Below are 23,346 nucleotides of genomic sequence, written 5' to 3'. Positions count from 1 at the left end.
GGCGACATGACGTCGACATTCGAGCGGGATCCGCCCACCTCGGGTTGCCGCGTGCAAGAAAAAGCCTGGCGCTTACGCACCAGGCTTTCGAGGTCCATCCTACCTGACCCGCCCGCAGGGGGCCGGTCAGGCACCGGAACCGGGGCGGATTACCAGCCCAGATCCTTCAGCAGCGGCTTGGTCAGGTCCTTCGGCGCCACCAGGATCAGGCCCAGGTCGGGGCTGATGTTGGGCTCCATCAGCAGGTTCGGCGTCGCCGAGACGTCCCAGTGCGACACGGACGAACCGCCCACCAGCGGGTTCGGCGTGTACAGCAGCGGGCGACCCAGCGCATCGGCACCGGCGCGCCGGCTCGGATCGCTGGACAGCGACGAGGTCGCCACGCCCGGCTTGCCGCGGGTCCCGTAGGGCACCGACGCGGCGATCGCCGCGCGCAGCTTGACGCCGTCGGCCTGCGAGACGCTGACCGTCGGGATCACCACCGTCGGATCCGCGCCGCCCAGGCCCGGGGCCGCGCCGGCCGCGTTGTTGGCGATGATCACGCCGGTCGCGCCCGCGTTCTGCGCGTTCTTGGCCTTCACCGCGAAGCCGCAGGTGCCGCGATCGATGACCGCCACCTTGCCCGCCACCGCCGCCGCATCGGCCGCGCTGAAGGTCAGGCAACCCGCGCCGTTGACCGGATCCGCCGGCACGGTCGCCAGCGCACCCAGGTTCAGGCCGCTGCTGACCGCCGGGCCGAAGGAGGCCGTGCCATACGGATACTGGCCGGACTGACCAGGCGCCGAGGTCGCGACCTTCAGCACCGGCGTGGCGGCGAGCATGTCGGCGCCGGCGAGCACGTTGGCGCCGATCCAGGCCAGGCCCAGCGGGTTGATGGCCGAGGCGCGACGCTCCGCGCTGCTCATGTCGAGCCAGGTCTTGCCCACGGTGTTGTCGTACATGAAGCGTTCCCAGATGCTGGGAAGGCCGCCATTGGCGACATAGGCCGTGCCCGCCGCATTGATGCGGAAGCCGGTCGAGGTCTGCACCGACAGCACGCTGAAGCCCAGGCCATGGCCCAGTTCATGCAGCAGCGTCTCGACGAAGTTCACGCCGGTACCGAAGTTGCCGTCGATGCCCAGGTAGAACGGCGAACCGGCCAGGCAGTCGCTCTTGCCGAGGTTGATGTTGAACTGGGTCTTGATGTCGACGCCGGCGTAGCCGGTGCCGTCATCTTCCATGCCTTCGCTCAGGTTCACGCCGGCGAGCTTGTTGGCCAGCGCCTGGGGGTACCAGGTGCCGGGCTGGCTGCCCGCGAAGTCGTGCCAGATGTTCCAGGCGCCCGCGCTGCCCAGCGTGGCCGACGAGGCCGTGCAGCTCAGCGCTTCCCAGCCGGCGTTCACGGTGATCGTGACGTTGCTGTCCAGCGCCTTCTCCCACACGTCGGCGACGTAGCGGTACACGAACATGCGCTGCTCGCCCAGCGTGGTGCCGGGGTTGCCGCCGACCGGCGCCACCGGCGTCGCGTCGTTGAAGCCGACGCCGGGCAGATCCCGGCTCTGGATCACGATGGTCGCGGCCTGCGCCAGGCCGGCACCGCACAGCGCGGCCAGGACGGCCGTGCGGATCAGGTTCTTCTTGAATTGCTTGTGCATGGCTTACTCCGTGGGCAGGGCCGACTTGGCGAGGGTGCCGCCGCTCTTGATGAAGGCCTCGGCCTCTTCCTTGCTGGCGAAGCAGGCTTCGATCAGCTTGCCGTCGGCGCCGCGCACGATCACGGACTGGCTGGCCATCTCGTCGGTCATGCGGATGCCGACCGCGCCGCTGCTGTGCAGCTTCATCTGCGGGCTGATCGCCGCGGCGCGCAGCGCGACACGGGCACGGGCGGTGGGCGCCAGCGCCTTCAGCGCGGCATGCTCCTCGGCGGTCGCCGGGCGCAGCTTGCCGGTCTCGGCGTCGCGCACGATGACCAGGGCGTCCTGCGACGCGACCGGCGCGGTGGAGACGGTGGAAGCGTCGGCGGCCGCGGGAGCGGCGGCTTCGTGAGCCTGTGCCGCCAGCGGCAGGGCCGCGGCGATCGCCAGGCCCAGGGAAATGCGGGTGATCATGGTCGTTGTCCTTGCGGAGATGACTCGGTGCGTCCGGTGACTCGGGACGCGGCTCAAGACTGTGCGCGGCGGCGGCGTGCGGCCACCAGGCCCAGCAGGCTCACGCCGGCCAGCGCCCAGGTCGACGGCTCGGGCACGTTGACGGTGACGTTGTCGACGCCGACGTAGTTCGCGTTGTCCGCGGCACCGGCGTACTGGATCGCGAAGCGCGAGGTCGCGCCCGCGCCCTGGCCCGACAGCTGGAAGCTGTACTGGGTCCATTCGCCGGCCACCGTCACGGTCGCCTGCGGCACGAAGCTGCTGAACACGCCGGCGGCGTTCACCAGGCCGTAGGTCAGCTGGTCGAAGAAGCCGGGGAGGATGTCGCCGCGCGCCCAGAAGGACACTTCCAGGTTCTCGGCGGTGGAGAACACCGGGCTGATCAGCCAGCTCGACAGCGTGCCGCCAGCGGGCGCGTTGTTGTAGTTCGAGCTGATGTACGAATTGCCCGCGCCGCTCAGCGCGGTGAAGATCGATTGGTCGCCCTGCACCCACGGCTGGGTGAGTCCGCCCGGCGTGCCCTGGTTGGAGATGATCCAGCCGGGGAGCGAGGTGACGTCATCGAAGCCCTCGTTGATGAGGGTCGGCCCCGCGTGGGCCGCGGCTGCGGCGCCGACGAGCGCCAGAGCCAGACAGGTCTTCTTGAACATTGCTGCGTCCTTTTCAGGATGAAGGTGGGATGTCCACCTGGACTTGGACGACGGCGCACCGGGATGGCGGGCACCGTCTTGACTGCTGATGGCCGGCGGGAGGACGACCTTCGGGCGTGTCGATTCTGTGACTCTTGTCACGGAGCGCACGAGGGCGTCGGGCCGCGGTTCCCCCTTGGTGCGGGGGTGGTTCTTTCCCTAGGGGGTGACTCTTTCGGGCCGGGCGACGCGACGACGGCAGGACGGCGACGGGGTCAGGACTTGCCGTCCGGACCCGGCGCGGTCCGGCGCAAACGCCGCGCAAACGCATCCGCATTGGAGATTCGCAAAAGGATGCTCCCGCGCGCCGGTCGCTCGACGGTGGCGGACGCCGCGCACGCCGGGTGATCGGCGATTGACGACACCTTCACACCGCCCGCCGCAGAGTGTGGCGGACTCGGTGTAAATACCGATGGGCAACCGGTAGTGATGTCACTGACGTGTCACTTGCTCCAGGGGACAGGCCGAACACCCCCGGGCGTTGCCGGACGCTCCGGGACGCGCGCCCGGGAAATGCGGCGGCGGGAGCCGCCTCGGACATTCGTCCGATACCGGCGCGAGGCCCGATTCGCGACAGTAGAGCCCTGTCTTGAACACCCTCGACACCTTCCCAACCACCAGGAGCCTGACCATGACCTTCACCCGCCGCCTCATCGTCGCCGCCGCCGCTGCATCCGCCCTCGCCGCCTCGGCCGGTCTGTCGACCGCCGCGCTGGCCGCCACGCCGGCAGCGCCGGCCCAGCCCTCGGTCGTCATCGTCCACGGCGCCTTCGCCGACGGTTCCGACTGGGCCAAGGTCATTCCGCTGCTGCAGCGCGAAGGCGTCCAGGTCACCGCGGTGCAGAACCCGCTGAGCTCGCTGGCCGACGACGTCGCCGCCGCGCGCCGCGCGATCGACGCGCAGCCCGGCAAGGTCGTGCTGGTCGGCCACTCGTGGGGCGGCACGGTGATCACCGAAGCGGGCACCTCGGACAAGGTCGCCTCGCTGGTCTACGTGGCCGCATTCGCCCCCAACGTCGGCCAGAACACCGCCGAACAGGGCAAGGGCTTCCCGGCCCCCTCCGGCTTCGCGCACATCAAGCCCGACGCGCAAGGCTGGCTCAGCCTGACCGCCGAAGGCATGAAGAACCATTTCGCGCAGGACCTGCCCGCCTCGGCGACGGCCGTGATGACAGCCACGCAGGGCCCGATCCAGGCGACGGCCTTCGAGCAGACGGTGTCGGCGGCCGCGTGGAAGAACAAGCCCTCGTACTACCTGCTGGCCACGGCCGATCACATGATCGCCCCTGAAGCGCAGGCCGCGATGGCCGCGCGGGCCGGCTCGAAGGTGACGAAGGTCGACAGCTCGCACGTGCCGCAGCAGTCGCAGCCGGAAGCGGTCGCCAAGGTCATCCTGGACGCCGTCCGGCAATCCCGGTAAGGTCCGCGCCGGCCGCGGGCGCCCATGGCGCGGTGCCCGCGGCGCGCTGGACCTTTCCTCCGGGACGCCGTGACTGATCCTTCCCCCTGCCCCTTCCCACGTCCGCCTCCACGACCCCCGCCGCCACGGCCAGGACCGCCGTCGCGGCGGGTTCGCGCGTGCCGGTGCTCGACGCCGTGCGCGCGCTGGCGTTCGTCGGCGACCTCAGCATGGGGCAGCCGGTCGACCACTCGACACGGACCGGCTGGCTCGCCGCGCGCATCGCGGAGGCGGCCCGTGCCGAGGGCCTCGCGCTCGGCCGCGATGCGGACCAGGCACCCGGCCACGCGGCCTGCGTGGCGCTGCTGCGGTGGTCCGGCTGCACGGCCAACGCGCCGGAGATCGCGGCCGCGCTGGGCGACGACGTCGGCGGCCGCGACGCGATGCTGTCCAACGGCTCGGCCGAGGAAGCGTCCGCGCTGGCCGGCACGCTCGGCGAGGCCGCGTTGATCCACTGCGAGGTCGCGGGCGAGATCGCCCGGCTGCTGGGCCTGCCCGCCAACATCGAGCGCGCGATGCGCCACCTCTTCGAGACCTGGGACGGTCAGGGCAAGCCCGATGGCCTGGACGGCGACCAGGTGCCCGCCGTCGTGTTCCATGTGGCGCTGGCCGGCGACCTGGAGATCTTCTCGCGGGTCCACGGCGTGCCCGCGGCGCTGCGCTACATCGGCGAGCGCTCGGACGCGAAGTATCCGAAGGCGCTGGTGGACCTCATGGCGAAGCACGCGCAAGCATGGATGACCGCGCTGGACGCTGGTGCACACGAAGCCCCCACACCCGCAGCCGGCACTCGGTCGGGTGGCAATGACACCCCGGACAGGCGGAATGCAGGCGACCTCGATGCGGCGCTTGCCGCGCTGGACACGCCGCTCGAACTCGTTGCCGACGTCATCGACCTCAAGCTCCCCTGGATGACCGGTCTGTCGCGACGCGTGGCCGATGCAGCGCGCGACGCGGGCGAGGTGCTCGGCCTCGACGCGGCGGCGCTGGAGCGGCTCCACCGCGCGGGGCTGCTGCATGGCATCGGTCGCGCCTCGGTCCCCAACGCGATCTGGAGCGAAGGCCGCCGGCTCGGCGAGGCCGACCGCGAGAAGCTCCGCCTGATGCCCTATTGGACCGGTCGCGCCGCGCGACGGCTGAGCGCGCTGCACGCCGAAGCGGAACTGGCGTCCTACGTCGACGAACGGATGGACGGCTCCGGCGCGTTCCGCAGCGCGGCAGGCGTGGCGATCCCGATGCCCGCACGCGTGCTGGCCGCGGCCGCGGCCTGGGTCACGGTGCGGACCGCCCGCCCCGGAATGCCGGCACTCGGCACGGATGCCGCGCGCGCGGCCATGAGCGAGGAAGTGGCGGCAGGACGCCTCGACGCGGAAGCGGCCGAGGCGGTCTGCGGTGTCGAGCGTCGTCGCACGGCTCCCGCATCCGCCTCCTCCGCCGCAGCCATCACGCTCTCCGCGCGCGAGACCGAGGTGCTCGGTCGCATCGCCATCGGGGAGAGCAACAAGGAAGCCGCCAAGGTGCTCGGCATCAGCCCCGCCACCGTGCGCACACACCTGGAAAGCGCGTTCCGCAAGCTCGAGTGCAGCACGCGGGCGGCGGCGACGTTGAAGGCGATGACGATGGGGTTGCTGACCGTCTGAGACCGCCTACCTGCCCCCGCCTGGGCGTTGGCCGCTGGACCATGGGGCCTTGCCGGCAAGCGGCAAGACCCCAAGGACCACCGTCCCCAACCAGTCTTTGACCTCGCCGATCACTTCGACGGGCTGGTCCTTGTGCGGTGAATGTCCGCATGCCGGAATCTCGAAGAGCCGCGTCTGGGGCACCTCGCGCGCGATACCGCGGATCTGTTCGAGCGTGCCGTACTCGTCGTCGACGCCCTGCATCGCCAGCAGCGGACACCTGATCGCGCGGATCTCCTCGACGATAGCCCAGTCCCGGAACGCGGCACTCAGCCACGTCTCGCTCCAGCCGCCGAACGGCGAATCCGGATCGTCGTGGAAGCGCGCCAGGCGATCGCGCAACGGACCCGCGCGGTAGATCTCGACCGTCTTGCGGATGCCGTCCAAGGAGACATCCTCGACGACGATGTGTGGCGCGGCGACCACCGCGCCTGCCGTGGGGAACCTCGCCGCATGCAGCAACGCGATCGAGCCGCCGTCGCTGTGCCCGAACAGCCATGGCGGCGACGTCACGCCCAATGCCTCCAGCACGGCGGGCAGTACCTCATGGGCCTGGCGGTGGAGGTAATCGACCTCCCAGCGATCGTCCGGCGCGCGCATCGTCGAGCGCCCGTAACCCGGTCGGGAGTACACGAGCCCGCGCATGCCGATCGCCTCGCACAAACGCGCCGGAAAGTCCCGCCACATCGCGATCGATCCCAGGCCCTCGTGGAGGAACACCATGACCGGCGCATCGCTGATGGGGGCGCCGGTCGCATCGGCGATCTCATCGTTGACCCAGGTGTATTCGATGTCGGTGGCCCGCCCGCGCCAGTCGATGCGAAGCCGTTGCGTCGATGTCGTGCTGTTCATGGCCTCGCATCTTAGGCATGGACGCTGGTGCGGACAGTCACGCAGGTGCCGCCTGGTGCCCCTCCCTCGACATGCCCTGCCGCCCAAAAAGAAAAGGCCCCGGTCGTGAGACCGGGGCCGAAAGTTCGTCCGCCTGCAGAGGGAAAAGGCGGACCATGCGAAGAGAAGCATGAACAACGGAAGCTCGAATTCCGTTGTCAGGATCAACTGTAGGGACGACGGCGTGCGGTGACACGAGGGCGACGACGCATCGGCGCCCCGGTGATCGCCCGATGCGTGTGTCGGGCGTTCGCCTACACGGCCCCTTCAGCGATCTTGATCCGCAGCTTCAATCCGCCGTGTCAATCCGCGGCGGCGGGCGCGGCCGCGCGGCCCGTGCCGCCGAGCGCGCGCTGCGCGCTCGCGGCCATGAACAGCGCGAAGAACACGACGCAGGACAGCCCGGCCGTCAGCGAGGTGTGCTCCGCGATCATGCCGATCAGCGGCGGGCCGGCCATCATGCCGAGATAACCCAGCGACGAGACCGCCGCGATGCCGTGCGCGGCGCTGACGCCGGGCACCTTGGACGCCGCGCTGAACAGCACCGGCACGACGTTGGACAGGCCCAGGCCGACCAGCGCGAAGCCCAGCAGCCCGGCAGAGGCGACCGGCACCAGCAGCGCCGTCGCCATGCCGGCGGCCGCGAGCAGGCCGCTCGCGATCATCAGCGGCACCGGCGCGACGCGCGCCCGCACCCAGTCGCCGCCGAAGCGGCCCAGCGCCATCGCGAGGCTGAAGCTCGCATAACCGAGCGCCGACAGGCTGGCGTCGCTGGCGCGCTCCTGCTTCATGAACAGCACGCTCCAGTCGTACATCGCGCCTTCGGCGATCAGGCCCAGCGCCGCCAGCGTGCCGATCAGCGCGAGCACGCCGCGCGGCAGGCTCAGCGGCTGCGACTCGCCGGCGTCGGTGCGCATCTTCAGCATCGCCGCGCAGGCGCCGAGGATCAGCACCATGCCCGTGCCGCACGCGACCAGCAGGTGGGTCTGGGGCGTCCAGCCCAGCAGCGGCAGCAGGCTGCCCACGCCCGCGCCGACCATGCCGCCCAGGCTGAACATCGCATGGAATCCGCTCATCAGCGGGCGACCGGCCAGGTGCTCGATCTCGGTCGCCTCGGCATTGATCGCGACATCGAAGAGGCTGGCCGTCGCACCGAAGAGCATCAGCAGCAGCACAAGGCCGAGGTACACGCTGGGCGCGATCAGCATCGACACGCCGGCCGCGCAGAGCACGCCCGTCAGTCCGGCCACGCCGCGCGGGCCGAAGCGCGCCACGACACGGCCCGCCTGCGTCAGCGCCAGCAGCGCCCCGACCCCGGAGGCGAGCATCGCGATCGCCAGCGACTGCTCGCCGAGGCCGTAATGCGCCTTCACCGTCGGGACGTGCACGCCCCAGGTCGCGAACAAGGCGCCGGAGACGAAGAACTGGATGCGCAGCGCCCAGGCCGCCGAAGCCAGGCGGCGAGGGGTCGTGGTGTCGGAGATCGTGGTCATCGTGGGGCGCCGTGAAGGGCTCGTTACTGTAGGCGCCGCGGGCCGCCCCACGCGCGACACTCGCCCGGCTCAGGACACCATGCCGCGCAAGGCGTTGAAGAGCTTGCGCGGCTGCAGCGGCTTGAAGAGCACCGTGTGGCCGCTCTCGGTCGCGCGGCGAAGTTCCTCGCGGCTGGTGTCGCCGGTGACCAGGATCGCCGGCACCTCCATGCGGCAGAGCTCGCGCACGGCGCGGATCGCGGCGATGCCGTCCGGTCCGTCGCCGAGATGCAGGTCCGACAGGATCAGGTCCGGCGGCTCGGCCCGCGTGCGCACCGCTTCCGCCGCCTCCGCCGCGGTCGCGGCGATGATGGACTCGTAGCCCCATTCCTCCAGCAGCAGCTGCAGGCCGATGCGGATCGGTTCCTCGTCGTCGATGACCAGCACCGAGCGCGGCTCCATGACCGGCATCGGCACGGTGTCGGCGGCCGTCGTGAACTCCGGGATCTCCGGCAGCCCGCCCAGCGGGATGCTCAGCCGGAACATCGTTCCCCGCCCCGGTCGCGACGCGACCATCAGCCGGTAGCCCAGCAGGTGCGCCAGCCGCTTGACGATCGCCAGCCCCATGCCCAGGCCCTGCGTGCGGCTGCGCTCGCTCTGCCCCACCTGGTAGAACTCCGCGAAGATCCGCGGCAGGTCGCTGGACTTGATGCCGATGCCGGTGTCCCAGACCTCGAGGTTCAGGTGGGTCGAGGTGGAACGCGCCACCACCACCACGCCGCCGTCCTCGGTGTACTTGATCGCGTTCTGGATGAGGTTGCCCAGGATGCGCTCGAGCAGCTGCGGGTCGCTGGTGACGGACTTGCCGCCGGGCGAGAAGCGCAGGCCCAGGCCCGAGCCCTCCGCCTGCCCCGCGTAGTGCATGTGCAGCCGGCGGAACAGGTCGCGCAGGGAGAAGTGCTGCAGGTTGGGCTCGACCGTGCCGGCGTCCAGCCGGGAGATGTCGAGCATCGCGTTGAAGGAACGCTCCAGGCCCTCGATCGACCGCATCACGTTGCGGATCAGCGGCTCTTCCTCGGTACCCTGCAGGCGACGCTCCAGGCTTGCGGCGAAGAGGCCCAGCGCATGCACCGGCTGGCGCAGGTCGTGGCTCGCGATCGCCAGGAAGCGGCTCTTCTCCTGATCCGCGCGGATGGCGCCGTCGCGGTCCTGCTCGAGCGTGCTGACGTGCAGGTCCTGCTCCATCAGGAGACGCTTGGCGCGCTGCCAGCGATGGTGCTCGAGCAGCGCCAGCCCGCCGACGACCGCCGCGGCGAGGAACCACACCGGCCCGGCACCCGGTCGCGAGGCGGGATCGAACAGCCGCGCCAGGCCTTCGGACGCCGGCAGCACCGCGATCACCGCCGACCCGCGTCCCATCGGCGCGAGCAGCACGCCCACCACGGCCGCCGTGGCGGCCAGCAGCGGCCCGGTCAGCAAGCCCCGCATGCCCGGCGATTCGGCCAGCCACGGATGCAGGCTCAGCAACCCGATGCAGCCCGCGGCCTGCAGGTACAGGAGCCGCCGCCCCTCGCGATCGGAGAAGGCGATGCGGCTGTGATCGCTCCTGGCGCCGCGGTGCGACAACGACCGTGCGGTGAGGACACAGCCCAGCGCCAGCGCGATGACGCCGAAGACCCAGACCATCAGGCCGATCGTCGGTGTGCCGCGCAGCAGGGCCGACACCAGCGGCACGGTGACCGCCGTCAGCAGCCAGGGCCAGTGGCTCCAGGCCTCCTCGAAGCCCGCATCCTGCAGCCGTCGTGCGATCGCGCGACGCTCGCGGCGGCGGCCTTCCTGGACGGCTTCGTCGTTCTCCGGCACGGCGCCCGCGACCGCCACGAAAAGGCTGGGTCGCGGCGGGCGTCGGGATCGCTTGGGACGGGCGGCCGCGCCGGCGCCGTCGGAGGACGGCGGCACGCCGGCACCGGCCGACGGGGGCGTCGAAGCAGGTGGAGGCGCTGGTATGGATGCCGGCGATGAGACCGTTGATGAGACCGTTGATGATGCCGGTGACAGCGCCGACGCGGTTGCGCCAGCGCCCTCGCCGACCGGCGCGACCCCATGGGTCGGCCCGGCGGGGACGCCAGAAACGGCGCTCGCCGGCACGTCAGGAACGTCCGGCGAGTCGATGCGCGAGTCGATGAAGAGCTCGGTCGGCGGGAAACTGGTGTCTGGGGCTTGTTCCTCGACCCGGTGACCGCCTCGGTGGACCGTGGCCACCGCGTCAGCGGAAGAGGCTGATCATGTGCGAGCGCGACTTGACGTCCAGCGCCAGCAGCAGCGAGGAGACGTAGTTCTTCACCGTGCCCAGCGACAGCTGCGTCGAGTTGCTGATCTCCTGGTTGCTGCAACCCGACAGCACCAGCTCGAGGATTTCCAGATGGCGCGGGCCGAGTTCGGCGACGCGGTCGTACATCGCGGACGACGGGAAACGCGGGAACAACGTGCCCGACTGCGACTGGCGGTGGCGCTGGCCCTCGGCCAGCAGCGCGCGCAGCGTGCTGCGCATCTCGGCCATCATGGCGCCCTTGGGCAGGTAGCCGACGGCGCCCAGCGCCCGCGCCTGGCGGACGACGAATTCATCCTGCGTGCCGCTGAAGACGACGACGCGCGCCTCGGGATAGGCCTCCATGAACTGCCGCAGCCCTTGCAGGCCCTTGCAGTCCCCCAGGTTCAGGTCCAACAGCACGGCATCCACCGCGCCACCGTCGGCATACGCCTGCAGGCCTTCCTGCAGCGAGGCCGCCTCCACCCACTCGATGTCGATCTCGTCCAGCGACTGGTACAGCGTGCGGATCCCCGCCCTCACCAGTTCATGGTCGTCGACCAGCAGCACGCGGCGCTTGACCGCCGGCATCGCATGGCCACCACTTCCAGCCGCCTCGAACGTGCGGGCAACGGACACTGCTTCCATAGGGCCTCCCTTTTTCGACTGACCGATGGGTCTCCGGCTCGGTCGTCGTCACCCCTTACTGCACGCCGGAGAAGGTCCGCATGATAGGCCGATGGTCACTTGCATTGCCCCCTCGTTGGGGGGAACCCTCAGGGGGAGTGCTGAAACACTTGTGACGACATGTTGCTGATTTGGCGTGTCAACGTTGTCACGCGCCATCCCCATTTATAGGTCCCCACGACCCGGCGCTACCCCCTATAGGTGGGAAACCCGGAGAGGGCGCGCAGCGGCGCGCGCGGACGGCGGAACGACAGATTCCTGCAAGGTCGGGGAAGACCCCGCTCCCTAGAATCCCGGCAGCTGTCCTCCCCCATGCGCCGAGCCCTCCGTCCGCCCTTCCCCTGCCTCGATCACGTCGTCCCGACGCGTTCCATGGCGTCGTCCGCTCATCGCTCCCGGCGATCTGCGCCGGCCTGATGGCGGCGGGCTGGATGGTCGCCCCCGCGCCGGCCCGGGCCGCGGGCAGCCTGGTGCTGATGGACGCGCCACCGACGCAGACCAGCTGGTCCGGGGGCGTGTCGACCCGCAGCTGGCCGTCGGCACCCGGCAGCCGCGCCCGCAGCAATGACCTGCTGCCGGCCCTGGAGGTCCTGACGCCCAACGGCGCCTTCGTGTCGACCGATCTCGGCATCGGTTGGAACCTCGTTCCCCTGCTGGCCGATGCGCAGACGGCGTCGACCTGGCAGGCCGGCGCGCGGCTCTGGCCGCAGTTCGGACGACCGTCACGGGTGACGCCCCGCGGCATCGACCGCCTGGGATCGCGCGTCACGACGGAGGCCTTCGCCAATGTCCAGGCGACCTCCTGGCTGATGCTGCAGTCGGGCTTCTCCTGGGGCAGCGGCCGCCGGCACGACGGCCAGCTGTTCGAGCTGGGCCTGACGTCCGGGATCCCGATCGGCGACGACCTGATCGCCGTCACGCTGGCGACCACGGCGGCCAACGGCGCGCACCTGCGCAGCAGCTACGGCATCGGTCCCGGCGAGTCCCGTGCCAGCGGCCTGCCCGAATGGCGCCCGCGCGCCGGCCTGATGGACTGGAGCATCGCGCTCAGCGGCGAACACCGGTTCTCCAAGCGCTGGTCCGTCAGCGGCCAATGGCTGGACGCCCGGCTGGTCGGCGACGCGTCGCGGTCGCCGCTGACGACCGCCCGGACGCAGCAGACCTTCAGCGCCAGCCTCTGGTACCGCTTCTGAGGCGGTCGCCAGGCAAGCCCTGCCCCACGCCCGCCTTCGCCCCTTCCTCAGTCCTTCGCAGTCCTTCGCAGTCCGCCATGCATCGCATCCTCCTGATCGCCGTCCCGCTGTTCGGGCTCTGCATCGCCTTCGAATGGCTGTGGGGCCGGCTGAAGGGTCGGGACACCTACCGGCTGTCCGATTCGATCAGCAGCCTCAGCCAGGGCCTGATGAGCCTGGCCGTCGCCGCGGTGACGCCGCTGTTCCAGAACGGCATGTACGCCTGGCTGCAACCGCATCTGGCGCTGGTCTCGCCCTCGATCTGGGACGGCTGGTGGGGATGGGTCGTCGCGATCATCGTCTACGACTTCTGCGACTACTGGCTGCACCGTGTCAGCCATGAGAGCGCGCTCTTCTGGGCCGCACACACGGTGCACCACCAGAGCGAGCACTTCAACCTGACGACCGCGCTGCGCCAGGAAAGCTTCTACGCGGTGATGGGCTGGCCGTTCTTCCTGCCGATGGCGCTGCTGGGCATGCCGCTGGAGCAGTACGTCGCGGCGGGCCTGTTCGTGCTGCTGTACCAGTTCTGGATCCACACCGAGCACATCGGGCGCCTGGGATGGCTGGACCGGGTGTTCTCGACACCCTCCAACCACCGCGTCCACCATGCGGTGAATCCGGGCTACCTGGACAAGAACTACGGCGCGGTGCTCGTGATCTGGGACCGGATGTTCGGCACTTTCACGGAAGAGACCGAGCCCTGCGTCTACGGCACGGTCAAGCCGTTGCACAGCTGGAACCCGGTCAAGGCGGTGGGCCAGTTCTACGGCGAGCTGTTCGACCGCGCCCGCGCCACGCCGCGCTGGGCGGACCGGATCCGCGTGCTGTTCAAGTCGCCGGGCTGGGCGCCGCCCGGCACGTCGACGACGGCCGAGCCGGATGGCGACCGGCTGCGGCAGCCGCGCTTCGATCCGGTCGTCAGCCGGCTGGACCGCTGGCGCGCGGTCAGCCTGGTCGCGGTGACGGGCGTGGCGTCGGCGGTGTGGCTCGATGTCAGCGACGACATGAGCGAGGCTCGCAACCTGGTCGCGGCGGCGGTGATCGCTGCCGGGCTCTACGCGGCGGGCGCATTGCTGGCGCAGGGCCAGGATGAAGGCCGCGATCGCGGTCAACGCACCCGCCGCCTGCGCGGCTGGGGGCTGTACCTCGGCGCGATGGCGCTGTGCGCCGGCATGATCGCCATCCTGGCTTGACACCCCGGCGCCAGCCACGGCCGCATCTGCGCCGCTGTGATGGCGAAGATGGCCGCGGCGGCAGGTCACGTCAGCTGTGGGGCCAACCGAGCACGGCCAGCGCATCGTCGTAAGAATCGCCGCGCGCAACGGGAACCGTGCCAGGCGCGGCGTCGCCGCCGCCCAACTGGGCCAGGCACACCATCGTCGCGCCGCCGAAGGCGATCAGGTCCTCGACCGCCGCGACCGGGAAGTCATGCCCCAACGCGTCGGACAGCTTCTCGCGCAGCGTGTGGCCCGCGTAGGTCGCCACGACCGCGCCCATCGCGCCCGCCAGCGCCGCCGGCCATGAGCGGCCGCCCGCCAGCGCCGCGCCGGAGATCGCGCCGCTGACCGCACGCGCCGCGAGCCCCGGCGGATCGGTGCGATCCGGCGTCGACGGCAGCTTGTCGACGATGAGTTCCCCGATCGCCATCGGCGTGGTCACCGCGACGGCGTGCGTCGACGCAAGGAAGGCCAGCGGCGAGTCCTTGACATCGATCCAGCCCAGCTTCGCGGCCCAGCTCGTGACGGCCAGCGGCGCGCTCGTCCGCGGGCCGGCGGTGCTGCCGAGCAGCAACGCCATCAGCAGCGTCCGCCGGGAATCGGCCGCCTTGACCGCGACCACCGGCAGCCCCTGCGCCCGGGCCTCCCGGACGACCTGCGTCCCGGCGCGCACGCGGCCGAAGAAGCGCCGGACCAGGTGCCGGGCCGACTCGGTGAAGGCGCCGTAGACCAGATGCGAGACATACGAATAGGGATGCGACTGCAGCGGCGCTCGCGTGACCGGATCGCCGAAACGGAAGGCGGGCACGAGCGTTTCGTCGACGAGGGTCGCCGCAGCCACGCCGAAGACGGTCCCGCGTCCGCAGGTCACCCGGAGATCGAGCTCGGCGGCGGCGCCGTAGAGGCCGCCAACCACGGCCCCCATGCCGTAATGGACCGCTTCGCCAGCGACCGGACGACGCCGGCGCGGCAGACGCCGCCCGGCCAGCTTGGCGAGGCGATCGGCGGCGCGTTCGGTCGACGGCATGCCGCGCACGCCCGACGTGATGCCGACCCGCGCCAGGCCCGCCTGGAAGGCGGTCATCGCGGCGGCGCCGATCAGGCCGCCGAGCAGGCCGGAGGCGGTGCCCACGCAGAGGTCGCGCGGCGGGCGGTGGTCGAGGTCCATGGGCGTTCCCGTTCAGGTCGGAGTGGAGCCGCCGTTGTGGCAAGGGTCGTTCCTCCCCGGATGACGGGGTGTCGGCATCGGCCTCGTCGGGGCCGGGGAGGACCGCCTCGCAGCCGGGAGAAGCCTCAGCGCGGCGCATGCCGGGCGATCGCCTCCTGCAGGCGGTCGCAGGCGCGCGCGACCTGCGCCTGCGGCGCCGTCGCGACGCTGAGCATCAGCCCCGACTGCGCGCCGTCGGGATCGGCAAACCAGACCGACAGCGGTGCGGGTGAGATGCCGAAGGCGAAGAGCTCCCGCGCGATCGCGAGGTCCGAGGCCCCCGCCGGCGTCCGCACGAGGACCGCCAGCGCCGCGGGCAAGGTGTCCAGACCGCGCTGGTGCAGTTGCGCCAACAGGCCGTCGCGCTGCGCCAGATACAGCCGCTTGGCGCGTCGCAGATGGCGCAGGTAGTGCCCGTCGCGCATGAACGCCGCGATCGCGAGCTGCGCGGCCGGCCCCGGCGGCGGCGCCAGGCAGGCCGCGACCTCGGCGAACCGCGCCGCCATCGACGCCGGTGCGACCACGAACCCCAACCGCAGCCGCGGATCGATCGTCTTGCTGAAGGACCCGATGTGGATCACCCGCCCGTGCGGGTCGAGCGACGCGAGCGCCGGGGCGGCGCGCCCTTGCAGCTGGAGTTCGCTCAGATAGTCGTCCTCCACGATCCAGCCGCCGGTGCTCGCGGCCCAGTCGAGCAGGCGCAGCCGGCGCTGCAGCGACATCGTCACGCCCAGCGGCGCCTGCTGCCCCGGCGTGACGACCGCGAGCGCGGCCTCCGGGGCGCGGCGCCAGCCGGCATCGACGTCGATGCCCTCCTCGTCCACCGGCACGGGAACCGGTGTCAGGCGGCCGAGCGTGAGTGCCTGTCGCGTGAAGAAGAAGCCGGGTTCTTCCATCCACGCCGAGCCGCCGTCGAGCCCGAGCACGCGCAGCGCGATCCCCAGCCCCGCCGCGTACCCGCCGGTGACGAGCACCTGGTCCGGCGAGCAGACCATGCCACGCGCGACCGCGAGATAGCCGGCGATCTCGCGCCGCAGTTCCAGTTCGCCGCGCGGGTCGGGATAGAGCGCGGCACCGCTCGTCTCCGCGAGCAGGGCCCGCGCGCGCAACCGATGCATCAGCTTGGACGGCAGGCTGTCGCGCGACGGGATGCCCGGCTGGAAGATCCCGGGGCCGGCGGTGAGCTCGCGATACATCGAGATGAACGGACCTGGATCCAGTGCCGCGCCGTTGGATCGCGCGGCCGCGGGCCGTTCCGCGACGCGCGTCCCGGTGGCACGCGATGCCTCGATCATCTGCGCGGCGGCCAGCTTCTCGTAGGCCACGCGCACCGTGCCGCGCGCCACGCCCAGTTGCGCCGCCAGATCGATCCATGACGGCAGTCGCATCCCGGCTTGCAGCACCTGCTGCTCGATGGCCATCGCGATCCCCCGGTGGATCTGGTCGGCCAGCGGAACGGCCGACGACTTGTCGAGCGGAAGACTCAGCGGCGGGTTCATGACAGCGGGCTCATCGTGGTACAGCGATTCCTTCAGTTCCTGGGACTCCACTTTGCACCACGACAGGAGAAGAATCCAGCCATCGATCCCGCATCGACATCCGATTCCTCACCGGTTCATCCCGCCTTCAGCCCCACCCGTTCCAAGGAGCCCACCATGTCCCAACGTCTCGACTACACCCAGGTTTCTCCCGCCGGCGTCAAGGCGCTTGGCGCCGTCTACGGCTATGTCGCACAGAGCGGCCTGCCGCCGGCGCTCGTCGAACTCGTCTTCCTGCGCATCTCCCAGATCAACAACTGCGCGTATTGCCTGGACATGCACACGCGGGACCTGCTGAAGAAGGGCCTGCCGGTCGAGAAACTCGCGCTGGTGCAGGCATGGCCCGAAGGCGGCGCGCTGTTCGATGCCCGCGAGCGCGCCGCGCTGGCCTGGGCCGAATCGGTCACCCGTGTCGCCACGACCGGCGTGCCGGACGCCGATTTCGCCGCCGTCAGCGCGGTGTTCAGCGAGAAGGAGGTCGTCGATCTCACGATCGCGATCGGCCTCATGAACACCTACAACCGCCTGGCCATCAGCTTCCGCAACGTGCCGCAGGCAGCGGCGATGGCGGCGCGTTGATCAGCCGACCGCGCGCCGCAGGTTCTCCCGGGCGCGGGCGTCCAGCCGGTCGCGCAACGCCGGCGTGCTGTACAGCACCGGCCGGTCCAGGAAGATCCTGAGGATCTGCCGGCGCTTGCGACGGAACAGGAATCCCGGCACGTACCCGTATTCATCGCGGATCTGGCGTTCGTACTCGTCGAAGCGCGGGCGCTCGGCACCGAGGATCGCCAGGTCGATGTCGACGAGCACCTGCTCGTCGATGCTGGCCGGCACGCCGTCGTGTTTCGTCACCAGCACCAGTTGCCGGACGCGATCGGCGACCTCACGGGTCACGCCGACATCCAACAGCGCCTCGTGCGCCCATTCGGCGCTGCGTTCCTCGTTGCCCGACCCCTTCACGTCGTAGATCGCGTCGTGGAACCAGAGCGCCATCTCGACTTCGGCCGGATGGGCGGCGAGCTCGCCGACCTCGTCGAACAGCGCGAGACATTCCTCGAGGTGCTGACGCGTGTGGTACTTGCGTTGGGGCTCCGCGTAACGCACGAGCAGTGCATCGCGCAGCGCGGTGCCGTCCGCCTTGCCAGGCTCCGCGCCTGCGCCGACGAGTGCGGACCACGCGCGGGTCCAGGATCGTTCGAAAAGGGCATTCATGTGCGCTGGATGGTAGCGGCTGCGAGTCGTCCGGCTAGGATCCAGCTTATGGCCCTCCACATCGTCACACCCACCGTCGAATCGGACGCGTTCAGTACGCCGGACCAGCGCGTCTGGCTGAAGCTCGAAGCCCTCCAACCCTGCGGCTCGTTCAAGCTGCGCGGCATCGGCCACGCCTGCGAGGTCCATGCGGCACGCGGTGCGACGCGGCTGTTGTCATCCTCGGGCGGGAACGCGGGGATCGCGGTGGCCTGCGCCGGGCGTCGGCTGGGACTGCCCGTCGTCGTCGTCGTGCCGGAAACCACGCGCGAGTGGCCCAAGACGCTGATCCGCCGACAGGGCGCGGAGGTCATCGTCCATGGCAGGAGCTGGATGGAAGCCAACGACTTCCTGATGTCCTTGCGCCAGCCGACGGATGCCTTCATCCACCCATTCGACGATCCGCTGCTGTGGGACGGTCACGCGTCGATGATCGCGGAAGCCGCCACGCAGGCGCCGAAGCCGGACGCGGTCGTGCTGTCGGTCGGCGGCGGCGGCTTGATGAGCGGTGTGCTGCAGGGCATGCACGCCATCGGATGGCAGGACGTGCCGCTGGTGGCGGCGGAAACCTTCGGCGCCGATTCGCTGAGGGCGGCGATCGCCGCGGACGGACTGGTGACGCTCGAGGCGATCACCAGCATCGCCACCTCGCTGGGCGCGCGACGGGTCAGTGAGCGGGCCTTCGAATGGACGGCACAGCATCCGGTCGTCGCCACGACGGTGACCGACGCGGAGGCGGTGCAGGCTTGCCTCGACGTGGCGAAGGAACACCGGCTGATCGTCGAGCCCGCGTGCGGCGCCGCCGTCGCGGCGACCCTCAAGCGTGCGGAGCCCGTGCTCCAGCAGGCCAGGAACGTGCTGGTGATCCTCTGCGGCGGCGCCTGTGCCACCTACGAGGATCTGATCGACTGGCGCGCCTCGAACTGAGCGGCGACGGTCCGCTGTCAAGCCCGACACGGGCAGGACGACGCACTCACATCTTCTCGCCGGGGATCGCGCTCGCCGCTTTCACCCAGGCGACGAACGCCGACTCATCGAGCGGCTCTTTCTCGCTCACATGCAGGTAGCGCGCGTTCGCGGTCTTCGAGTCGACTGGCGGCATCGGATCCAGCGACTTGCCGTTGAAGAACGCGACCTTCACGTAGCGCGTCATCACATGAATGCCCAGGAACCAGGTCGTGCCATCGACGCCGTACAGCGGCGAGTTCCACTTCACGGCCTTGTGCACCTCAGGCACGGTCTCGACGATCAGCTCGTCCATGCGCCGCACGACCGCCTGCTTCCAGTCCTGGAGCGCGGCGATGTAGGCCTGCACCGGTGCGTCGCCATGCCCCTTCGGGATCTGCGGGTTGCCGCCGGAGAGCAGGACCACGCCGCGGTCATCTGCAGGCGCCGCGGCGGTCGGTCTTGAGGGCTTGCGAGTCATGGTGGGCATGTCCTTCCTGAAAATCACGCGACGTCACAAAGCTGATCTCGGCTCATTCGGCACGCTGGTCTCGGCTCTTCCATCTTGATGCTGAGCAGCTCCGCGCCCGGCAACCGTGAGGCGCGACGGTCAAAGGTGTAAAGCGGCCCCTGCCTCTCCCACGCCGAGATTCGTGCGTGCATGCAGTCGGCAAAGTCCGCGTCGCACAGCTTGAACACGGCGAGCGCTTCGCCCATCGCCATCTCCTTGTCGAAGAAGAAGTCCCTGGCATCCAGGACCACCGACATCGCGTCGATGATCTCCTGCTTTTCGAAGCTGAAGCAGCTGCGAAGCACCCATTCGCACTCAAGCAAGACAGTCACCGGTACGTAGAGCCTTTCGCCCTGCACGGCATACCTCTGGCGCAGACGGGACGCAGCTTCGGACTGCCTTTGATCGTCCTGAATGATGCAACGGATCAAGACGTTCGTATCTATGGATCCCATCAGCGGAACGGGTTCATGTCTTCGATCGACACCGTCTTGCCGTTGCGCGGCTTCAGCATCCCCATCAAGTCATCCAAGGTCTTGGTCTTCGCACGCACATAGACGCTGCCGTCGCCGCGGATAAACCAGCGGAACGGGGTGCCAGGCTTTGCCCCCAGCTCCTTCAGGATTTCCGCCGGCACCTGCAGGGTGCCTTGCTCGCTCAGAAGCGTTTCATGCATTGCCATCTCCATTCAGGGAATCATCGGAATCCGGCTGCGGCGTCTTGTCCGCGACCGGCCTCTTCGACTTCGCAACGACGTGGATGTTTCCGTCCTCCGTCAACTTCCAGATGAAGCGCGTGCCGAGCCTGGCGCCGACGGCCTTCCGGATGTCCTTGGGAACGACGATCCGTCCGTTCATCTCCATCTTTGACATGGGCATCACACTCTCCTTGCGAAGCGATGCAGCCACTCTAGGGAAACGTCGATCCGAGCGCCATGACCCGCACTTGTGGAGACGGCGTCGGATTCACTTTCACGAGGCAGCGCCCTCACGCGGATGAGTGGGTCTCCCGTCGATACACCCAGCGGTACAGCACCGGCAGCACCAGCAATGTCAACGCGGTCGACGACAGGATCCCGCCGATGACCACCGTCGCCAGCGGTCGCTGCACCTCCGCGCCGGTCCCCGTCGCCAACGCCATCGGCACGAAACCGAGCGACGCCACCAGCGCCGTCATCAGCACGGGCCGCAGGCGTGTCAACGCACCGTCATGGATGGCCTCCTCCAATGGCCTCCCCTGCTCCCTCAACTGGCGGATGAAGGAGATCATCACCAACCCGTTGAGCACCGCCACCCCGCTGAGCGCGATGAAACCGACCGCCGCCGAGATCGACAAGGGGATGCCTCGCATCCACAACGCCAGCACGCCGCCGGTCAGCGCGAACGGGATGCCCGAGAACACCAGCAGCCCGTCCCGCGCGTTGCCGAACATCGCGAAGAGCAGCACGAAGACCAGCCCCAGCGCCACCGGCACCACGACGCGCAGGCGTTCGCTGGCCGACTGCAGGTTCTCGAACTGGCCGCCCCATCCCAGCCAGTAGCCGGACGGCAATACGACCTGCGACGTCACCGCCTGCTGGGCTTCGGCGACGAAGGAGCCGAGGTCCCGTCCGCGCACGTTCGCACTGACGACGACCCGCCGCTTGCCGTCCTCGCGGCTGACCTGGTTCGGTCCGGGCGCCAGCGCCAGCGTCGCGACCTCCGACAACGGGATGAACCGCGTCGCGCCGTCCGCGGCTCGTGGCAGCGGCACCGGCAAGCGCTCGATCGCCGCCAGGTCCGTGCGGAGGGCTTCGGGCAGGCGCACGACGATCGAGAAGCGCCGGTCGCCCTCGAACAAGGTGCCCGCATGCGTCCCACCCGTCGCCGTCGCGACCAGCTGCTGCACGTCCTGCAGGTTCAGGCCGTGACGCCCCGCCTTTTCGCGGTCGATGTCGACGGTGAGCATCGGCAGACCGGTCGTCTGTTCGACGTTGACCTCCGCCGCGCCGTCGAGTCCACCCAGCACCGCGGCGATCTTCGCCGCCGCCGCGTTCAACTGGTCCATGTCGTCGCCGAAGACCTTCACCGCGACGTCGGACCGGACGCCCGAGATCAGCTCGTTGAAGCGCAGCTGGATCGGCTGCGAGAACTCGTGGTTCTGCCCCGGCAGCGTCGCGAGTTCCTCCTGCACCGCCGCGATCAGCGCCTCGCGCGTGCGGCGCGGCTCGGGCCACTGGTCCAGCGGCTTGAGCATCACGTAAGCGTCGGAGATGTTCGGCGGCATCGGGTCCGCCGCGATCTCGGCCGTGCCGGTGCGTGAGAACACGCGTTCGATCTCGGGAAACTTCTCCTTCAGGCGCGCCTCGAGCTGCTGCTGCATCGCCACCGACTGCGACAGGCTGGTGCCCGGCAGCCGCAGCGCCTGCACCGCGAAGTCGCCTTCGTTGAGGCTGGGCACGAACTCGCTGCCCAGCCGTGTGGCGAGCAGCGTCGACAGCACCACCGCGACGGCCGCGCCGGTGATGACCACCGGCCGCGCGGCCATCGCCTTCACCAGCAGCGGCTCGTAGGCCCGGTGCGCCCAGGCCATCACGCGGCTCTCCTTCTCCTGGACCTTGTCGCCGATGAACAGCGCCACCGCCGCCGGCACGAAGGTGATGGACAGGATCATCGCGCCCAGCAGCGCCATCACGACCGTCACCGCCATCGGGTGGAACATCCGCCCCTCCACGCCGGTCAGCGCGAAGATCGGCAGGTAGACCACCATGATGATCAGTTGCCCGAACAGCAGCGGGCGGCGCGCCTCCTGCGCCGCGGCGAAGACCTCGTGGAAGCGCTCCGTGCGCGTGAGCGGACGTCCCAGCCGCGACTGCGCATGCGCCAGGCGCCGCACGCAGTTCTCGACGATGACGACCGCGCCGTCCACGATGATCCCGAAGTCCAGCGCGCCCAGGCTCATCAGGTTGGCACTGACCTTCTGGCCGACCATGCCGGTGAAGGTGAACAGCATGGACAGCGGGATCACCAGCGCCGTCAGCACCGCCGCCCGCAGGTTGCCCAGGAACAGGAACAGCACCGCGATCACCAGTACCGCGCCCTCGATGAGGTTGCGCTTGACCGTCGCGATCGCCTTGTCCACCAGCACCGTGCGGTCGTAGACGGTGACGACGTGCACGCCCTGGGGCAGCGTCGTCGCGACCTCCTTCATCTTGCGGTCCACCGCCTGCGCGACGCTGCGGCTGTTCTCGCCGATCAGCATGAAGACGGTGCCCAGCACGACCTCGCGGCCGTTGTCGGTGGCCGCGCCGCTGCGCAGTTCCTTGCCGATGCCGACCTGCGCCACGTCGCGGACCCGCACCGGCACGCCGGCGTCGGTGCGCAGCACGACGTTGCCGATGTCGGCGAGGTCGCGCAGCTGGCCCGGCGCGCGGATCAGGTACTGCTCGCCACGGCGCTCGATGTAGCCGGCGCCGACATTGGCGTTGTTGCGCTCCAGCGCCTGGACCACCTCCGCCAGCGTGAGCCCGTGCGACGACAGCCGTCCGGGGTCGGGCGCCACCTCGAACTCCTTGGCGAAGCCGCCGATGGTGTTGACCTCGGTCACGCCCGGCACGTTGCGCAGCTGCGGCTTGACGACCCAGTCCTGGATCTCGCGCAGGTCGATCGGCGTGTAGGGCGAACCGTCGGGCTTGCGCGCGCCCTCCTCGGCCTCGATCGTCCACTGGTAGATCTCGCCCAGGCCCGTGGACACCGGCCCCATCGCCGGTGTCAGCCCGTCGGGCAGGTGCTCGCGCGCGGCCTGCAGCCGCTCGTTGACCAGCTGCCGCGCGAAGTGGATGTCGGTCCCGTCGGCGAAGATCACCGTCACCTGCGACAGCCCGTAGCGCGACAGCGAGCGCGTCTGCTTGAGTCCCGGCAGGCCCGCCATCGCGGTCTCGACCGGGAAGGTCACGCGCTGCTCCGCCTCCAGCGGCGAGTAGCCGGGCGCGCCGGTGTTGATCTGCACCTGCACGTTGGTGATGTCGGGCACGGCGTCGATGGGCAGCTTCTGGTAGCTGAAGATCCCCAGCGCCGCCATGCCCAGCACGGCCAGCAGCACCAGCCACCGGTGCTCGATGGCGAATCGGATGATGCGTTCGAACATGTCGTC

The 23,346-nt window shown here is 70.0% G+C and carries 22 protein-coding genes; 7 read left to right on the top strand and 15 right to left on the bottom strand.

Features of this window, described 5'->3' with window-relative positions; translation table 11 throughout:
• Window positions 1–149 precede the first annotated feature (149 nt).
• Genes ACQ86G_RS20955 through ACQ86G_RS20945 form a run of 3 tightly spaced genes read right to left on the bottom strand, consistent with a single transcriptional unit; the run spans window position 150 to window position 2,776 of the window.
• Complete coding sequence (locus ACQ86G_RS20955; RefSeq protein WP_431257133.1) at window positions 150–1,634, bottom strand: PA domain-containing protein; 1,485 nt, start codon at window positions 1,632–1,634, stop codon at window positions 150–152.
• Between the two features lie 3 nt (window positions 1,635–1,637).
• Complete coding sequence (locus tag ACQ86G_RS20950; RefSeq protein WP_431257132.1) at window positions 1,638–2,087, bottom strand: post-PEP-CTERM-1 domain-containing protein; 450 nt, start codon at window positions 2,085–2,087, stop codon at window positions 1,638–1,640.
• Between the two features lie 53 nt (window positions 2,088–2,140).
• Window positions 2,141–2,776, bottom strand: a complete 636-nt coding sequence (locus ACQ86G_RS20945; RefSeq protein WP_431257131.1) for a choice-of-anchor J domain-containing protein — start codon at window positions 2,774–2,776, stop codon at window positions 2,141–2,143.
• Window positions 2,777–3,446: 670 nt separating this feature from the next.
• Between ACQ86G_RS20945 and ACQ86G_RS20940 the strand changes: the two genes are divergently transcribed.
• Window positions 3,447–4,235: an alpha/beta hydrolase gene (locus ACQ86G_RS20940; protein ID WP_431257130.1), complete on the top strand. Its 789-nt coding sequence runs from the start codon at window positions 3,447–3,449 to the stop codon at window positions 4,233–4,235.
• A gap of 158 nt (window positions 4,236–4,393) precedes the next feature.
• Window positions 4,394–5,914: an HD domain-containing phosphohydrolase gene (locus tag ACQ86G_RS20935; RefSeq protein WP_431257129.1), complete on the top strand. Its 1,521-nt coding sequence runs from the start codon at window positions 4,394–4,396 to the stop codon at window positions 5,912–5,914.
• Window positions 5,915–5,920: 6 nt separating this feature from the next.
• Here ACQ86G_RS20935 and ACQ86G_RS20930 read toward each other — a convergent pair whose 3' ends face one another.
• The 3 genes from ACQ86G_RS20930 to ACQ86G_RS20920 form a co-directional block, all read right to left on the bottom strand.
• Window positions 5,921–6,805 (bottom strand): alpha/beta fold hydrolase, encoded by an 885-nt coding sequence (locus tag ACQ86G_RS20930; protein WP_431257128.1) that lies wholly within the window; start codon window positions 6,803–6,805, stop codon window positions 5,921–5,923.
• A gap of 341 nt (window positions 6,806–7,146) precedes the next feature.
• Entirely contained in the window at window positions 7,147–8,337 is a 1,191-nt protein-coding gene (locus ACQ86G_RS20925; protein ID WP_431257127.1) for an MFS transporter, read from the bottom strand.
• Between the two features lie 69 nt (window positions 8,338–8,406).
• Window positions 8,407–10,275, bottom strand: coding sequence for an ATP-binding response regulator (locus ACQ86G_RS20920; RefSeq protein WP_431257126.1), 1,869 nt, complete (start codon window positions 10,273–10,275; stop codon window positions 8,407–8,409).
• Window positions 10,276–10,321: 46 nt separating this feature from the next.
• On the opposite strand from ACQ86G_RS20920, the gene ACQ86G_RS20915 reads away from it, so the two are divergent.
• Window positions 10,322–10,555: a hypothetical protein gene (locus tag ACQ86G_RS20915; RefSeq protein WP_431257125.1), complete on the top strand. Its 234-nt coding sequence runs from the start codon at window positions 10,322–10,324 to the stop codon at window positions 10,553–10,555.
• A gap of 27 nt (window positions 10,556–10,582) precedes the next feature.
• Here the strand turns inward: ACQ86G_RS20915 and ACQ86G_RS20910 are convergent, their stop codons facing one another.
• Entirely contained in the window at window positions 10,583–11,272 is a 690-nt protein-coding gene (locus ACQ86G_RS20910) for a response regulator (protein WP_431257124.1), read from the bottom strand.
• Window positions 11,273–11,727: 455 nt separating this feature from the next.
• Between ACQ86G_RS20910 and ACQ86G_RS20905 the strand changes: the two genes are divergently transcribed.
• Together ACQ86G_RS20905 and ACQ86G_RS20900 are read left to right on the top strand one after the other, a co-directional pair.
• Window positions 11,728–12,504: a MipA/OmpV family protein gene (locus ACQ86G_RS20905; RefSeq protein WP_431257123.1), complete on the top strand. Its 777-nt coding sequence runs from the start codon at window positions 11,728–11,730 to the stop codon at window positions 12,502–12,504.
• A 77-nt stretch (window positions 12,505–12,581) separates the two neighbouring features.
• The gene (locus ACQ86G_RS20900) at window positions 12,582–13,739 is read left to right on the top strand and encodes a sterol desaturase family protein (protein ID WP_431257122.1); all 1,158 of its coding nucleotides are present in this window, start codon (window positions 12,582–12,584) and stop codon (window positions 13,737–13,739) included.
• A gap of 70 nt (window positions 13,740–13,809) precedes the next feature.
• Here ACQ86G_RS20900 and ACQ86G_RS20895 read toward each other — a convergent pair whose 3' ends face one another.
• Both ACQ86G_RS20895 and ACQ86G_RS20890 read right to left on the bottom strand, forming a co-directional pair.
• Entirely contained in the window at window positions 13,810–14,931 is a 1,122-nt protein-coding gene (locus ACQ86G_RS20895; protein WP_431257121.1) for a DUF4126 family protein, read from the bottom strand.
• 125 nt (window positions 14,932–15,056) lie between these two features.
• Window positions 15,057–16,469: a PLP-dependent aminotransferase family protein gene (locus tag ACQ86G_RS20890; protein ID WP_431257120.1), complete on the bottom strand. Its 1,413-nt coding sequence runs from the start codon at window positions 16,467–16,469 to the stop codon at window positions 15,057–15,059.
• Window positions 16,470–16,625: 156 nt separating this feature from the next.
• Here ACQ86G_RS20890 and ACQ86G_RS20885 point away from each other — a divergent pair, with 156 nt between their 5' ends.
• Window positions 16,626–17,087, top strand: a complete 462-nt coding sequence (locus ACQ86G_RS20885; protein WP_431257119.1) for a carboxymuconolactone decarboxylase family protein — start codon at window positions 16,626–16,628, stop codon at window positions 17,085–17,087.
• Here ACQ86G_RS20885 and ACQ86G_RS20880 read toward each other — a convergent pair whose 3' ends face one another.
• The gene (locus tag ACQ86G_RS20880) at window positions 17,088–17,720 is read right to left on the bottom strand and encodes an HD domain-containing protein (RefSeq protein WP_431257118.1); all 633 of its coding nucleotides are present in this window, start codon (window positions 17,718–17,720) and stop codon (window positions 17,088–17,090) included.
• A 48-nt stretch (window positions 17,721–17,768) separates the two neighbouring features.
• On the opposite strand from ACQ86G_RS20880, the gene ACQ86G_RS20875 reads away from it, so the two are divergent.
• The gene (locus ACQ86G_RS20875) at window positions 17,769–18,686 is read left to right on the top strand and encodes a pyridoxal-phosphate dependent enzyme (protein ID WP_431257117.1); all 918 of its coding nucleotides are present in this window, start codon (window positions 17,769–17,771) and stop codon (window positions 18,684–18,686) included.
• Window positions 18,687–18,732: 46 nt separating this feature from the next.
• On the opposite strand, the gene ACQ86G_RS20870 is transcribed toward ACQ86G_RS20875, so the two are convergent.
• From ACQ86G_RS20870 to ACQ86G_RS20850, 5 genes are all read right to left on the bottom strand, one after another.
• Window positions 18,733–19,185 carry a DUF1801 domain-containing protein gene (locus tag ACQ86G_RS20870; RefSeq protein ID WP_431257116.1) on the bottom strand — a complete coding sequence of 151 codons (453 nt, stop codon included), beginning with the start codon at window positions 19,183–19,185 and terminating at the stop codon, window positions 18,733–18,735.
• Between the two features lie 23 nt (window positions 19,186–19,208).
• The gene (locus ACQ86G_RS20865; RefSeq protein WP_431257115.1) at window positions 19,209–19,670 is read right to left on the bottom strand and encodes a PIN domain-containing protein; all 462 of its coding nucleotides are present in this window, start codon (window positions 19,668–19,670) and stop codon (window positions 19,209–19,211) included.
• Window positions 19,670–19,891: an AbrB/MazE/SpoVT family DNA-binding domain-containing protein gene (locus tag ACQ86G_RS20860; RefSeq protein WP_431257114.1), complete on the bottom strand. Its 222-nt coding sequence runs from the start codon at window positions 19,889–19,891 to the stop codon at window positions 19,670–19,672. Before ACQ86G_RS20860 ends, ACQ86G_RS20865 begins: the two co-directional genes overlap by 1 nt.
• Window positions 19,884–20,093, bottom strand: coding sequence for an AbrB/MazE/SpoVT family DNA-binding domain-containing protein (locus ACQ86G_RS20855; RefSeq protein ID WP_431257113.1), 210 nt, complete (start codon window positions 20,091–20,093; stop codon window positions 19,884–19,886). Before ACQ86G_RS20855 ends, ACQ86G_RS20860 begins: the two co-directional genes overlap by 8 nt.
• Before the next feature lie 109 nt (window positions 20,094–20,202).
• A complete protein-coding gene (locus tag ACQ86G_RS20850; protein ID WP_431257112.1) occupies window positions 20,203–23,340 on the bottom strand; it encodes an efflux RND transporter permease subunit in 3,138 nt (1,045 codons plus the stop codon).
• Window positions 23,341–23,346: the final 6 nt, after the last annotated feature.

The sequence above is a fragment of the Roseateles chitinivorans genome (assembly GCF_050632145.1).
Lineage (GTDB): Bacteria > Pseudomonadota > Gammaproteobacteria > Burkholderiales > Burkholderiaceae_C > Roseateles > Roseateles chitinivorans_B.
Note: the sequence above shows the minus strand (reverse complement) of the source record. Positions and strands in the feature narration are given on the sequence as shown.

Coding starts and splice junctions, on each gene's coding strand:
- ACQ86G_RS20955 (WP_431257133.1), bottom strand. CDS start 1,634: ATGCACAAGCAATTCAAGAAGAACCTGATCCGCACGGCCGTCCTGGCC.
- ACQ86G_RS20950 (WP_431257132.1), bottom strand. CDS start 2,087: ATGATCACCCGCATTTCCCTGGGCCTGGCGATCGCCGCGGCCCTGCCG.
- ACQ86G_RS20945 (WP_431257131.1), bottom strand. CDS start 2,776: ATGTTCAAGAAGACCTGTCTGGCTCTGGCGCTCGTCGGCGCCGCAGCC.
- ACQ86G_RS20940 (WP_431257130.1), top strand. CDS start 3,447: ATGACCTTCACCCGCCGCCTCATCGTCGCCGCCGCCGCTGCATCCGCC.
- ACQ86G_RS20930 (WP_431257128.1), bottom strand. CDS start 6,805: ATGAACAGCACGACATCGACGCAACGGCTTCGCATCGACTGGCGCGGG.
- ACQ86G_RS20925 (WP_431257127.1), bottom strand. CDS start 8,337: ATGACCACGATCTCCGACACCACGACCCCTCGCCGCCTGGCTTCGGCG.
- ACQ86G_RS20915 (WP_431257125.1), top strand. CDS start 10,322: ATGGATGCCGGCGATGAGACCGTTGATGAGACCGTTGATGATGCCGGT.
- ACQ86G_RS20910 (WP_431257124.1), bottom strand. CDS start 11,272: ATGGAAGCAGTGTCCGTTGCCCGCACGTTCGAGGCGGCTGGAAGTGGT.
- ACQ86G_RS20905 (WP_431257123.1), top strand. CDS start 11,728: ATGGCGGCGGGCTGGATGGTCGCCCCCGCGCCGGCCCGGGCCGCGGGC.
- ACQ86G_RS20900 (WP_431257122.1), top strand. CDS start 12,582: ATGCATCGCATCCTCCTGATCGCCGTCCCGCTGTTCGGGCTCTGCATC.
- ACQ86G_RS20895 (WP_431257121.1), bottom strand. CDS start 14,931: ATGGACCTCGACCACCGCCCGCCGCGCGACCTCTGCGTGGGCACCGCC.
- ACQ86G_RS20890 (WP_431257120.1), bottom strand. CDS start 16,469: ATGAACCCGCCGCTGAGTCTTCCGCTCGACAAGTCGTCGGCCGTTCCG.
- ACQ86G_RS20885 (WP_431257119.1), top strand. CDS start 16,626: ATGTCCCAACGTCTCGACTACACCCAGGTTTCTCCCGCCGGCGTCAAG.
- ACQ86G_RS20880 (WP_431257118.1), bottom strand. CDS start 17,720: ATGAATGCCCTTTTCGAACGATCCTGGACCCGCGCGTGGTCCGCACTC.
- ACQ86G_RS20875 (WP_431257117.1), top strand. CDS start 17,769: ATGGCCCTCCACATCGTCACACCCACCGTCGAATCGGACGCGTTCAGT.
- ACQ86G_RS20870 (WP_431257116.1), bottom strand. CDS start 19,185: ATGACTCGCAAGCCCTCAAGACCGACCGCCGCGGCGCCTGCAGATGAC.
- ACQ86G_RS20865 (WP_431257115.1), bottom strand. CDS start 19,670: ATGGGATCCATAGATACGAACGTCTTGATCCGTTGCATCATTCAGGAC.
- ACQ86G_RS20860 (WP_431257114.1), bottom strand. CDS start 19,891: ATGCATGAAACGCTTCTGAGCGAGCAAGGCACCCTGCAGGTGCCGGCG.
- ACQ86G_RS20855 (WP_431257113.1), bottom strand. CDS start 20,093: ATGCCCATGTCAAAGATGGAGATGAACGGACGGATCGTCGTTCCCAAG.
- ACQ86G_RS20850 (WP_431257112.1), bottom strand. CDS start 23,340: ATGTTCGAACGCATCATCCGATTCGCCATCGAGCACCGGTGGCTGGTG.